The following is a 13523-nucleotide window of genomic DNA, read 5'->3' on the forward strand; positions in this document are numbered from 1 at the left end:
TTATTATCTTCACGGTACTACATTCTTAATAAGTTCGTGGAAAGTATCTGTTTGGGCATTTTTTCACTTTGTACATACACATCTAACCATCCGTCTCCGCCACCATTAAACCAAAGCACCTCAACAAAGTGTTTTCCTTTAGACAATTCTATAGTACCACTTTTCTCCCGAACGCCATGGTCACCATCATTATCTACGACCAGCTCCCCGTCTATGAACAATTGACTACCATCATCTGATCTAGTTGAAAATTGATAGCTACCGTTTTCTTCAATCTGTAGACCACTTTTAAAACGGAATACCGTATTCGACTTTATCAATTCCTTGACTTCTTCAGAGGTTATTTCAAAGGTACTACGCTCAACATTTGCTTTTTTACTGCCCAATGCGGGTAGAAACGATAAATCATCCCTATAAAAGACCTCAACAGAAACGGGCTTTTCCAATGATTTTGATTTGATTCTAAAAAAGCCCTCGGCTACTCCACTACTCATTTTTCCATTACTAAAAATGGCACTATTCACCACTGTATTTTCAGTAATTGGGATTTCAGCTTCAAAAGTTTTGGATTCATTCGTAGGCAAAGTACCATCCAGAGTATATTTTAATACTCCCTCATTATTAGGGTTCTTCAAAATTAGTTCTACAGTATCATTAAACAATCCGCCTTGAGTCGCATAACCTTTTGAAGAAGGAACAAAAGTTGGTTTGTTCAATTGCACCAAAGTTGGATATGTATCTTCAACACTTGTGCCTTCAAATGCCTCTTTTACCGGTTTGCCAATCCAAGCCAGTGGTGTTTTGATATCCATGGCAAATGCAACCGTAGCTGCATTGTCATATTGATATACGGGATACTTGATATTATAATTTTTCTTTATGCCTTTACCCCAAAGTATAAATGGAATTTCCACTTCCTGTAGCGACTCACCGCCATGGCCCTTACCAACGCCCCCGTGATCTGCACTTATAATCACCAAGGTATTTTCTGCCATTCTAGATTCACTTAGTGATTCCATTAACTCACCCAATAATGAATCGGCTTTCTCGACGGAGGCATAATATGCTAGAGATCCATGTCCATATTCATGACCTGCGTGATCTATGTGGTCAAAATGAATAAAGGTAAAATCGAGCCTTTTATCCGTAATATAATTCGATGCAATCACAGCGGTCTCCTCCTCGGTTATAGAATGTATATCGTAGTTCACGGCATCCTTCTCGAACAACCTACCAAATCCTCCCCAATGATAAATAGCGCCAACCTCTGCCGAATCCCGTTGATCGGCTACTAATTGAAAAATGGTAGGGAAAATAAATTGCTCACTTTGGGTAACCGCTGGTAGGGTAAGATTATCGCGATCCCAAGCATTCGATGTAATACCGTGCTGTTCTGGTCCTGCTCCCATAATCATGGATGCCCAATTTGGGCTGGAACTACTAGGCAAAACTGCACGGGCATGCATGGTTGAAGAGCCTTCTTTAATAAGCCTATCAAATGTTGGTGTATTTGCATTCTTTAATCCGTCTGGGCTTAAACCATCAAATCCTATGACAATAACATGATTTATATTAAGATCTGAGCTGTTCGCGTCTTTTCTGGCCATCGAACAAGAAGACCATAAGAGCATTGCTCCTATGGTCAACATGATACCAATTATTTTTTGTCGGTTAATCAACATCCCACCAAAGTTTGGTATTGATATTATCGGCTCCCATGCGCTGCACTGCTGCATTATAATTTTCGCTATTTGTAGACTTTACATCGTTAGGGTATTGAAAACGAACCGGAACTAAACCGTCATTAGCAGCATCTAGACCAGGAATTACCTCAGGCATATTAGTTCTTCTCCAATCTGACCAACCTTCAAAACCTGTGTAAAAAAGTGAAATCCATTTTTGAAGCGCAATTTTAGCCAGCCTTTCATCGTCAGTACCGGCATATGCTACTTTTTCTTGAGTAACATAAGCATCCAAATCAGTCGCTTGCATTGCATTAGCAATATCAGACCATCCGCCAGCAGCAACTCTTTCCGTATAATATACAAAGGAAGCTCTAATTCCATTTTCATAGTAAGTAGCTGCATCACCAGAAGAGATAAACCCTCTCTCTGCTGCTTCAGCTAAAATAAATTGCAATTCAGAATAACTCATAATAATGGTCTGTGAAGCTGTATCTGATGCCTCAGTAGTATTACAGGCATAACATGCTAATAATATACCTAATCTTGAAATAAAATTAGAACCAGATTCATCAGTATTCCCTGTTGGACTATATCCTAAGGCTGCTTCATCATCCAAGCCGTTTGGCATTCCTACATAATCATCAAAATCTTCAGAAAAAATACCCATTCCGGAATTGGTGGTCGGCTGTGCAAAAACATATAACCTATTATCTTCCAATTCTTTTAGTCTTGTTTCTAAGGTTAAGCTTAAACGAACCTCATCAAAACTACCACTACGTGTATCATATTTAGGTTGTGGGTTATCAGAATTCCATTGTACTAAAGCCATATCGTCATTACTTTCAAAAATAGGATACATAGAAGGGTTACTAGTAATTTGGGTCATACCAGCAACCGCTGTTGCATTATCAACATCACTTATTCGCATTAACAATCGCAGTCTAAGTGAATTTGCAAATTTTCTCCATTTCACAATATCGCCATCGTAAAAAATATCACCTGAAATATTATCGGCATTGGTCAAAACGGTGTTGGCTGTTTCTAAATCTGCCAACATACCTGTGTAAATAGCACTTTGAGCATCAAAAACAGGAGTCACATTTCCATCTTCAATACCATTTGTAGCTTCAGAATAAGGAACATCTCCATAAGCATCGGTAACATAAGAATAGATCCAAGATTTCATAACCAAGGCAACACCGTAGTAATTTTGAGCTTCTTCATTATCTATTGTTGCATTTATAATATTCTCTACATCACGTAAAGAAGCATAGGCATTATCATAAGGGTCATTTGTTGGAGACCAATTATAAGTATCTCCACTAGTAAATTGTAGTCTTGCCGCGTATTGTACTACGGTAAAACCTTCTTCCCAACCTTGGTCACCCCAATTGTAAGCCATTTCTCTTTGTACGCCTGGCAGTAGTAATTCTGGCTCAGCAGTAGTAGCATAGTTAGGATTTGTATTGACTGTTTCAAAATCCTCAGTACAGCTTAATGCTAGAACTAAGGAGCATATGATTAATAGTGTTTTCTTCATGATTTCTGAATTTTATAGTTTCTTCTCCTTTTAGAAATTAACCTGTAAATTGAAGGTAAATGAACGTGAACTTGGGTATGACATATTCTCTATACCCGGTTGTAATGTTCCTCCCGATACCCCTACCGTTTCTGGATCAAAATGAGGATTATCTGTCCATAAAATCAAGTTTCTACCGGTAATAGAAACACGTGCACTGGTAATAGGTAAATGTTGAATCATTTTCTCTGGAAAAGAATACCCTAATGAAACCTCACGTAATTTGGTGTAAGACGCATCATATTTTGCCGCCTCTACATTATCTCTTTGATAATATCCATAATTAAATGTTCTAGCATCAACATTTACTGTATTAGGAGTATACACCGGACTATCGGTTGTACCTGTATTTACAACACCTTCTGCAACAATTCCTGTTTCTCTACCTACTAATGTCTCTTGCAACTGACCAGAAGTACTACCTATAGTCTTGGTTCTAGAAACTACAATACCACCTTGTCTCGTATCAATTAAAAAACCTAAATCAACATTTTTATATTTAAAGGTATTTTGCATACCTAATGTAAAATCTGGAGCATAATCTCCTTGATACACCAAATCATCGGTCTCTTCTGGAATACCTTGACTATTTATAATCATTTGACCAAAATATTCGCTATCCTCATCTTCTACTCTTTGAAAACCTCTGCCGTAAATTGCACTGATAGATCCCCCTTCTCGAGCCTGAATATATGCCCCATTCGCTTCTGTTAAAGTAAATTGAATATCATCACCTAAATCGGTCACCACGCTCTTATTACTTGCAAAGTTGAAAGTTGAGCTCCATTTAAAATTATCTGTTAATACTGGCACAAAATTGGCTATAGCCTCAAAACCATAATTACGAACCTCTCCTGCATTAATTAACTGACTACTATACCCACTAGCAATGTCTGTACTAATATTAATAATTTGGTTTTTAGTAGCACTATCATAATACGTAAGATCTAGATTTACTCTACTTTGAAAGAAACGAAGGTCTAAGCCAAATTCATAAGAACCTGTAATTTCTGGTTTTAAATCTGCATTAGGTATCAAAGATGATTCAGTTAAAATGGGTATAGAACTATCAAAAGCAGTTTCATTTTCATAAAAACTACGTAACCTATAGGCGTCTGTATCGTTACCCACCTCTGCATAAGCAGCTCTTACTTTAGCAAAAGAAACCCATTCTGGCATTGTAAACATATCACTAGCAATTGCACTTAATGTTACCGATGGGTAGAAATAAGAATTGTTACCCTCTGGTAAAGTACTCGACCAGTCATTTCTACCAGTAACATCCATAAACAGTATATTATCATATGAAAATCTTGCATAGCCATACAAACTATTGATCCGTTTTTCGCTATTGTTAGAACTCACCAGAACTGACTGTCTACTATTATTAAACGAATACACGCCAGGGTTTATTAATTGTGGAGCTACACTTTTAGTGAAATCTTGACTTTGGCGTAATTGGTTTCCACCTCCAGATATATTAATATTGAATTTTTCTCCAAAATCTTTATCATAACTCAACAAGAAATCTGAGTTACTTTCCTCAAAGAATATATTATCTTCTTGATAGGTTCCAAAAGGGAATCGTTGCGTACTAAAAGCTCTTTTACGAACTCTAAAATCTCTATAAAAATCACGTCCACTACGTAATAACAACTTCCAATTCTCGTTAATGTCATACGTCAAGCTCACATTGCCGAACATACGGTCTTTGTCTTGAGCATTCGTATTCTCGTACATTGTAAAATATGGGTTATCGTGGTAGTTGTAGTTATAATTAAACTGCTGAACACCCTCTAAACCTGGTTGCCAATAATCTCTAAGATTATTTGTATTTAGTTGACGCCCATACCATATAAAAAGATACATGATACTTTCAGTACCATAACCAACAGCTGGTCTATTATCACTATCGGTCTTTACATAATTTATATTGGCGTTCACCTTTACTTTATCAGACACATTCATAGTACCCGAAAAACTTAATGTATTTCTTCTCAAATCTGTATTCGGAAGCGTACCCTCTTGATCTAAATTTTGAAAAGACAACCTCATATTACCCATATCTCCACTTTTAGAAATAGAAATACTATTTGTTTTAGTGATGCCCGTTTCAAAAAAATCTTTGGTATTATTAGGTTGAGATACCCAAGGAGTAGGAATGATATCGGCATCACTTATAAAAGTATCACCACCACGAGTACCGTCTGTTCTAGGAGAGTCAAATTGGGCAATCATAAGTCCGGTATCTAATCTTGGTCCCCAGCTTTCATCAACACCATCGGCAATACCTGATCCACTACCATCTACAAAAGAAAACTGTTGGTTATTACCTTGACCATATTCATTTTGCCAGTCTGGCAACATCATTACATTTTCGATAGTAATACCCGTATTAAACGATATACCAAGTTTACTACTTTGAGATTTACCTTTTTTCGTTGTAATAATAATAGCGCCATTTGCGGCCCTTGAACCATAGAGTGCGGCCGCTGCCGGACCCTTTAACACATTAATAGACTCAATATCTTGAGGATTGATTTCCGCTGCACCATTACCATAATCTACGTCTTGCGTTCCAGACCCATTAGAACCTACAATTTCGTTACTAATAGGTGTACCGTCTACAATAAACAATGGCGAGTTTCCATTAATGTTCAAAGAAGCATCACCACGTATCGAAACTCTTGCAGACCCACCTAAACCTGTAGGACTGTTTGTAATTTGCAGACCAGCAACTTTACCCGACATACTATTCAATAAGTTCGGTTCTCTTGCTTGAACAACCTCATCGTTATCCAATTCTTGAGAAGCATACCCTAAAGACTTTTTTTCCCTTTCAATACCTAAAGCCGTTACCACTACCTCGTCTAGTTGTTGAGAATCTGGCTGTAGAGATATAGTACCTTTAAGCTTGTTTGCAGTTTCAAACTCCTGCTTAATGTACCCAATATAAGATACCACTAAAATGTCATCTGAACTGTTTAGTTCAACACTGAAGTTACCATCAAAATCAGTGACAACCCCACTCTTTGTTCCCTTTACCATAACTGTTGCTCCAGGTAATGGAACTTCATTTTCATCGAGCACAGTTCCTGTAAAAACAGTTTGGGAATGTGCCAACAGACTTACTACAAAAGTAAGTAGCGTCATAAATAGTGTTTTTTTCATTTTTTCGTATTTGTAAACTTTGGTTCATTATTACGAAACAAATATCTAAATGAAAAGTTAATGTCTTGCACTATTTATATTAAGTAATCACTATCAATAGAGGGGTAAGGTTAGATAAAAGTTAGATTTTTATTATTGACAAATATGCAAATTGTTAGGTTTATGTTAACCATTTCAAAACTAGCTGTTAACCAAGGTATCATCGCTATTAAACGCACAAATTAATTTTGTGTTATGTTTGTAGGATAATTGATATTAATGGAAGATTACCTCATTGGAATAGGAAAGCGAATCAAGGAAATTCGTAAAAACGGAAGTTTAACTATTAGTGAAATTGCTACAAGAGCTAGTGTAACCGCAGGACTTATTTCCAGAATTGAAAACGGAAGAACCATTCCGTCCTTACCAGTTCTTCTAAAAATAATTAATTCGTTGGATGTAAAGGTAACCGATTTTTTTAGTGGTATGCCCCAAACAAACGGTTCTAATTATATAGTTTCGCGAAGTGAAGAAAATACGACGATTGAAAAAGAAGATGATGCCGTTGGTTTTTCTTACGCCTATATTTTTGGAAAACAGGTCAATTCTTTAGGTTTTGAAGCAGTGTTGTTAAAGGTACACCCAAATTCTAAAAGAGAAAAAGTCGTTACAGATGCCTTTGAATTTAAATACATGCTCTCCGGCGAATGTTATTACATTATAGATAATGAAGAAGTACTTTTAAAGGAGGGAGATTCCATCTTCTTCGACGGCCGAATACCCCATGTACCTATAAATAGAAGCACCAACATGGCGAAGATGTTGGTGCTGTACTTTTTTATTTAGACCATATTATACTACCGCAATCAAGTCTTTAAGTCTAGACAATTCATCCAGAACAAAAGTAGGTCTTGCGCTTGCCAATTGTTCAAAAGTTTGCGCACCTGTGGTCACCCCTACCGTAATTCCACATTTTGCATTTTTACCTTCTTCTATGTCGATAATAGAATCACCAGCTTTTAGAACCATTTCCGAATCCGTAACCCCAAGAAGCTCCATTGCTTTTAAAATCATATCCGGATGGGGTCTTCCCAAAGTAACATCATCTGAAGTTACTAATACATCATATTGACTTCCTAGCTCCCAGCCCATTTTTCCTAATAGCAAGTTTGCCGTATCAGTATCATATCCGGTATTCAAAGCTCGCTTTACCCCATTTTTCTTTAAATAATCCAATAATTCCTCAACACCACTATAACTAGTAACATGTAAGTTTTCATAGGCTTGATTTAGCAGTTTTTTGAAATTTTCAAAAATAGAAATAGAAAATTCAAGGTCCGTTTTATTGCCCTCAGCTTTTAGGATATCCTGTATGGCTTGATGTTTTTCTTTACCAGCACCATGTTCCAAAACATAATTCAACGAAATATCATATCCGCTTTCATTAATGGCCTTTTGTAAAGTTTTGTATACTATGTTATCTTCATTTACAACGGTTCCTGCCATATCAAATACGGCCAATGTAATTTTTTGCATTTTAAAAATTAAATATTTGGTTAATGTTATGTTTAGCAAAACCTGGACTACCAGTCATTCCTTTTCCTCCTATACCGGTAATAATATGAATATTCCTATCAATGGTAGCCTCAAAAATATCTGAGTTTTTACTCTGGGAATACATTCCGTACCAACGGTGTTCTATTTCATAAGTCGGTAAGTTAAATATCTCTTTGGATTTTTCTATTATAAAATTATCAATATCCATATTTAGGTCAAAACCTAACTGCTCACTGTTTTCAACATCTGCATATTCATGGGAATCTCCTAAGATAACACCTCCGTCCTTAGCTTGTTTAAACAATATATGCACTCCCCACTTTTTTTCGGGACTATCAATGGACTCCTTTGATTTGATGTTGATATAAGAAGGGCATTCTGCAAATGCCTCATACCGTCTTATAGAAAGTCCCGTAAGTATGGAACCCGCTATTTTATAATTTCCTTGTGGCTTGGTCTTCATCATTTGTAGTTTTGAAATTTCCAAATCACTCGAAGCGAAAAGCTTTGGATATAGAGTTTTAAAATCATTACCATTACAAATTATTACTTTTGAAGACATTAAAAGACGCCCATCTGCAATCTGGATTCCAACGCTACCAACCAAGGTGTTACACTCTAAGACCTTAGTATTATAAAAAATATCCATGCCTTTATTAATCAGGTATTTATGTAGCTTAACAATCATCGTACGAGGTTCAATGATTATTTCGTCTGGAAAAAATAAACCAGACCTTACATAGTTTTCATTCAAGCCAGGATAGCGTTTTAAACATTCTTTTTTAGTAAATAAGATAGAGGTGTAGGCATTATCTCGATTAATATTATGAAGCTCCTCTAACAATTGAGATTCCTCCTCGTTAGAAGCGAGGTAAATAGAGCCTTCCTGTCTAACTGTAATATCGTATTTAGAATGTATTTTTTTATATATCTGTAAACTTTTACGTCCGTAAGCCTGCCATTTGGTGTTCATCCCAGAGGGTACAACCTGACCAAAATTACGCACCGTAGCACTTTGGGGTACAACATCTTTTTCTAACAACGCAACTCTTAAACCCTTTTTTAAAGCGTGATAAGCATGGAACGTTCCCAAAACACCACCTCCTATAACAACCAGGTCATATTTCATTTCAGCCATTTATTACTGGGGTTTTAATTTCAAAACTAGAGTTGATAGTCCGATATTTTTTTCGAAAATAAAGCATAGACACCATAGAGATACCTAATCCTAAAATAGCAATACAGTAGGTTGAAACGATAAAGAATTGCAACCAAGAACTATTAGATTGTCCAAAATTCTTATAAAGTAAAACAACCATACTACCCAAATACCCAAACGAATCTGCAATATAAATCAAATAGCCTGCGTTACCCTCTATTTTAAAGGTTGCAATCATTCTATCGAAAAAAATACAATTAAAGGGCACGTAACAGGCATAAAGTCCAAAACCAATTAAAACCATCCACAAAATGGGCGATAGCAATCCTTGCTGAAATAATAGGGTTGAAAACCCGATCAGTATACTAGCTAAAATAAGAATATAATGAAATCCAATAAATGCCTTGTAATTACTTCTAATTATGCCAAAAAAACCTAAAATGAGTAAGACTAAAAAAGCAATTGGAAGTTCGGATAATGTATATATGGAAGCATCACCCTCATAACCAATACCGTCCCATAATTCTCTAGAAAAATTATCTCGAAAATCACGTAAAACTGTAAGAGCTGTATAGAAAATAACTAAAATAATAATAGGGAAAAGAAACTGAATTAATAGTTTTTTACGGTCACTCCCGGTCATAGGTTTACGCTCTTTACGCAACAATTGATCTTCCATTGTAGGAGTGGGTAATTTCCCTAAGAAGTACAAACAAACGAAAAATGGCCCTAAAAATATTCCACCTGTAACGGCAGGCATCCAGAATTCGGAAATTTCGTAAGTATTCATAAGCCATAAGCCAACAGATTTTACAGTACCACTAGACACTATAAAACTTGAGCATAAAATGATACTAAGAATTTCGGTCATTTTCCGTCCTTCCAAATAAGAGAAAACAATACCCCATATCATACCAAGAGAAAGACCGTTAAAAAAGAACAAAATAAAATTATATGGACTTGAATCTAGACCAAATAAAATAAGGGTAAGCTCTGCAAACAAAATCATAAAGGTTAAATAACCTGAGCGGTTCGCGGGCTTTAAACCAGACACCACCTTGATCCCTAAAAATTTAGAGAACATATACCCAATTACCTGAGCCAAAATCAGAACTATCTTATAATCTATCCCCAAAAAAAATAGCCCGTCAAAAGTAGCGACGGTAAAAGGTTTTCTAAATGCATACATGCAAAAGTAGAGGCCAAAAGATGCGAAAGCACCATTAAGGAAAAATCTAAGTTGAATTTTTGAAATGATAATTGACATTTGGGTTTTATTTACTCATAGTAAAAATATAAAGACAATATTCCTGAATATTTTACTATTTGTAACTTTTTGTATGTTATTAGTTCGTTAACAAAAGTGATTGATTTTGTTAAAAAAAACACTTTGAAAACTATGAGACTAGTTTAAGAAATATTTTTTCTGTTTGTTTAAATAAATAGTTACCTATTCGGTGAGCATGAAAAATCAACCCTCAGAAAACCCCTATCAATAGGCATTTTAAGAGCAAGGTTCGATTCTCCCCGGCTCCACAAAAAAAAAGCCCAGTAAATTTTAAATTTATTGGGCTTTTTACATTTAGATATGTTTAAAGTACATTGTCCATGATTTCTTGAACACATTCCGGATTTAGTAAAGTGCTTGTATCGCCCAAGTTACTAGTGTCTTTACCCGCTATTTTTCTTAGAATACGACGCATAATTTTTCCAGATCGGGTCTTAGGTAAACCATTTGTAAACTGAATTTTATCTAGTTTGGCAATGGGTCCTATTTGCTCTGTTATAATTTGATTTATTTCTTTTCTTAAATTATCATGATTCCTGCTTTCTCCTGTTTCTTTTAAGGTTACATATCCATATAATGCATTTCCTTTGATATCATGAGGAAATCCTACGATGGCGCTTTCAGAAACCGTAGGATGCTCATTTATAGCATCTTCTATAGGTGCTGTTCCTAAATTATGTCCTGAAACAATAATAACATCATCTACACGCCCTGTTATTCTATAATAACCGACCTCATCTCTGAGAGCTCCATCTCCCGTAAAATACATATTCTCATAGGCAGAAAAATAAGTGTCTTTATACCGCTGGTGATTGCCCCAAATAGTTCTTGCAATACTCGGCCAAGGAAATTTTATACACAAACGACCATCCGCCTGATCTCCTTTTATTTCTTTACCATTTTCATCCATGAGTGCTGGTTGAATTCCTATAAAGGGTAAGGTTGCGTAAGTTGGTTTGGTAGGCGTACAAAATGGAATTGGAGTAATCATAATACCTCCCGTTTCTGTTTGCCACCACGTATCTACAATTGGAGCCTTTCTTTTACCTACATTATCATCATACCAATGCCACGCCTCTTCATTTATAGGCTCTCCTACCGTACCTAATACTTTTAAGGAAGACAAATCATGCGTATCTATATAAGTCACCCCCTCTTTTGCCAAAGCCCTTATTGCTGTAGGAGCCGTATAGAATTGCGTAATTTTATGCTTTTCTACAATGTCCCAAAAGCGTCCATAATCAGGATAACTAGGTACTCCTTCAAACATTACCGTGGTTGCACCATTTGCTAAGGGTCCGTACACAATATAACTATGCCCTGTGATCCAGCCAATATCTGCTGTACACCAGTAAATATCATTCTCTCTATATTGAAAAACATTTTTAAAGGTATATGCCGTATACACCAAATATCCTCCAGTGCTATGCACCATTCCTTTTGGCATTCCTGTAGAACCTGAAGTATATAGGATAAATAAAGGATCTTCGGCATCCATAACAGTTGCCACAAGTTCATCGGAAGCATCGTCCAACAAAGGCTGAAGCCATTCATCACGCCCTGCTTTCATCATGATTTCAGACTTAGTACGTTTTACTACCAATACCTTATTAACCCCTTTACAATCTTCTAAAGCTTCATCTACAATCCCTTTTAAGTCAATAGATTTAGCACCACGGTACGACCCATCAGAGGTGATAACCATCTTACAATCCGCATCATTAATTCTTGTTGCTAAGGCTATAGACGAAAAGCCTGCAAAAACCACCGAGTGTATGGCGCCTATCCGTGCACAGGCCAATATAGCCACTGCTAATTCTGGAATCATAGGCAGGTAAACACAGACGCGATCTCCTTTTGTAACTCCTTTCGCCTTTAAAACATTAGCAAATTTATTGACCCGATGATACAAGTCTTTATACGTAATATGTTGTGCAGCTTCTTTTGGGTCATTGGGCTCAAATAGAATAGCTGTTTTATCTCCTCTCGTTGCTAGGTGCCTATCAATACAATTCTCGGTTATATTCAATTTAGCACCTTCAAACCATTTTACTTCTGGTTTCTTAAAATCCCAGCTTAGCACCGTATCCCATTTCTTACGCCATAAGAAATGTTCTTCTGCTATTTCTTCCCAAAAAGATTCCGGATTACGTACAGACTTTCGGTAAACTTGATAATACTCTTCTAAATGTTTTATATGATAATTACTCATGACGGATAAATTTTTAATTAAAATTCTAGAATTTAGAATTCTGGAAATTGATTTTATTTTGATAATAGGTGATGTCTAGTTCAACGCAACCTCCTTGACATAAAACAGCCTGAGCAGGCTTCATCACTAGATCTAAATAGATGATGGGGTAAACATTGTATTTTTTGACCATATAGCATTAGCAAATAAGCTATACAACTAACACATTCCCCCTAAAATTAGAGCTCTGATTTTTTAGGATTAAATAGGCCGAACCACTTGGGATTAAGGATCTTTAGTTTGATAAGAGACCAAGGCATAGCAATAAGGCATAGACCGATTACAAGAGATTGTAGTGCCGTTACGCCTGCTTCGTTTTCAAACTTTATTCTATAGAACAAAGTGATTACTACATAAATCGTAATAAGAATATCTGATGTATGTGGTTTTATTTGATACTTCACGTCTTAAAATTTTAGTTAAACATTGTTTGTTTGCACACAAAACCAACATTTAAAGAAGACCTATAAGACTGCTTTTAAGTTAAAAGTTGCAGAATTTCTGCGACTATTTTTTTTACTGAAAAAGGCTTAATTAAATATTTATCAGCTCCTAGATTTAATCCTTTTTCAATATCCGAAGCTTTATTTTTTGCTGTTAAGAAAACTACTTTTGTAGCTTCTAAACTAGCGGTACTTTTTATATGTTTTAACGTCTGATACCCATCTACATTTGGCATCATAATATCTAGCAACACAATATCTGGCGTGCTAAGTTTCAATAGTTCTAATGCTTCACTACCATCCCTAGCTATAAACACCTCAAAATCCTGCTTTTTAAAGGCATATTCTAGTGACATTACTATATTTGGTTCGTCATCGACGATTAAAATCTTGTACTTCATAAAATCTGTA

The 13523-nt window shown here is 36.0% G+C and carries 9 protein-coding genes; 1 reads left to right on the top strand and 8 read right to left on the bottom strand.

The window, feature by feature from the left end; genetic code table 11:
* Positions 1–17: 17 nt before the first annotated feature.
* Genes BLQ19_RS04495 through BLQ19_RS04505 form a run of 3 tightly spaced genes read right to left on the bottom strand, consistent with a single transcriptional unit; the run spans position 18 to position 6435 of the window.
* Positions 18–1682 (bottom strand): alkaline phosphatase family protein, encoded by a 1665-nt coding sequence (locus BLQ19_RS04495; protein WP_217637572.1) that lies wholly within the window; start codon positions 1680–1682, stop codon positions 18–20.
* Complete coding sequence (locus tag BLQ19_RS04500) at positions 1672–3225, bottom strand: SusD/RagB family nutrient-binding outer membrane lipoprotein (protein WP_074537543.1); 1554 nt, start codon at positions 3223–3225, stop codon at positions 1672–1674. The genes BLQ19_RS04495 and BLQ19_RS04500 overlap by 11 nt, the downstream gene beginning before the upstream one ends.
* Before the next feature lie 30 nt (positions 3226–3255).
* A complete protein-coding gene (locus BLQ19_RS04505; protein WP_074537544.1) occupies positions 3256–6435 on the bottom strand; it encodes a SusC/RagA family TonB-linked outer membrane protein in 3180 nt (1059 codons plus the stop codon).
* 258 nt (positions 6436–6693) lie between these two features.
* Between BLQ19_RS04505 and BLQ19_RS04510 the strand changes: the two genes are divergently transcribed.
* Entirely contained in the window at positions 6694–7260 is a 567-nt protein-coding gene (locus tag BLQ19_RS04510; RefSeq protein ID WP_074537545.1) for a helix-turn-helix domain-containing protein, read from the top strand.
* Positions 7261–7266: 6 nt separating this feature from the next.
* On the opposite strand, the gene BLQ19_RS04515 is transcribed toward BLQ19_RS04510, so the two are convergent.
* The 5 genes from BLQ19_RS04515 to BLQ19_RS04540 form a co-directional block, all read right to left on the bottom strand.
* Positions 7267–7950, bottom strand: coding sequence for a phosphonatase-like hydrolase (locus tag BLQ19_RS04515; protein ID WP_074537697.1), 684 nt, complete (start codon positions 7948–7950; stop codon positions 7267–7269).
* Between the two features lies 1 nt (position 7951).
* Positions 7952–9109: a TIGR03364 family FAD-dependent oxidoreductase gene (locus BLQ19_RS04520; RefSeq protein WP_074537546.1), complete on the bottom strand. Its 1158-nt coding sequence runs from the start codon at positions 9107–9109 to the stop codon at positions 7952–7954.
* Positions 9102–10397 carry a DUF5690 family protein gene (locus BLQ19_RS04525; RefSeq protein ID WP_074537547.1) on the bottom strand — a complete coding sequence of 432 codons (1296 nt, stop codon included), beginning with the start codon at positions 10395–10397 and terminating at the stop codon, positions 9102–9104. Before BLQ19_RS04525 ends, BLQ19_RS04520 begins: the two co-directional genes overlap by 8 nt.
* Before the next feature lie 325 nt (positions 10398–10722).
* Positions 10723–12630, bottom strand: a complete 1908-nt coding sequence (gene acs, locus BLQ19_RS04530) for an acetate--CoA ligase (protein WP_074537548.1) — start codon at positions 12628–12630, stop codon at positions 10723–10725.
* A 517-nt stretch (positions 12631–13147) separates the two neighbouring features.
* Entirely contained in the window at positions 13148–13513 is a 366-nt protein-coding gene (locus BLQ19_RS04540) for a response regulator transcription factor (RefSeq protein WP_074537698.1), read from the bottom strand.
* Positions 13514–13523 lie beyond the last annotated feature (10 nt).

This window comes from Cellulophaga baltica, assembly GCF_900102165.1.
In the GTDB taxonomy this organism is placed as follows: Bacteria; Bacteroidota; Bacteroidia; order Flavobacteriales; family Flavobacteriaceae; genus Cellulophaga; species Cellulophaga baltica.

Coding starts and splice junctions, on each gene's coding strand:
- BLQ19_RS04520 (WP_074537546.1), bottom strand. CDS start 9,109: ATGGCTGAAATGAAATATGACCTGGTTGTTATAGGAGGTGGTGTTTTG.
- BLQ19_RS04510 (WP_074537545.1), top strand. CDS start 6,694: ATGGAAGATTACCTCATTGGAATAGGAAAGCGAATCAAGGAAATTCGT.
- BLQ19_RS04515 (WP_074537697.1), bottom strand. CDS start 7,950: ATGCAAAAAATTACATTGGCCGTATTTGATATGGCAGGAACCGTTGTA.
- BLQ19_RS04505 (WP_074537544.1), bottom strand. CDS start 6,435: ATGAAAAAAACACTATTTATGACGCTACTTACTTTTGTAGTAAGTCTG.
- BLQ19_RS04495 (WP_217637572.1), bottom strand. CDS start 1,682: ATGTTGATTAACCGACAAAAAATAATTGGTATCATGTTGACCATAGGA.
- acs (WP_074537548.1), bottom strand. CDS start 12,630: ATGAGTAATTATCATATAAAACATTTAGAAGAGTATTATCAAGTTTAC.
- BLQ19_RS04525 (WP_074537547.1), bottom strand. CDS start 10,397: ATGTCAATTATCATTTCAAAAATTCAACTTAGATTTTTCCTTAATGGT.
- BLQ19_RS04540 (WP_074537698.1), bottom strand. CDS start 13,513: ATGAAGTACAAGATTTTAATCGTCGATGACGAACCAAATATAGTAATG.
- BLQ19_RS04500 (WP_074537543.1), bottom strand. CDS start 3,225: ATGAAGAAAACACTATTAATCATATGCTCCTTAGTTCTAGCATTAAGC.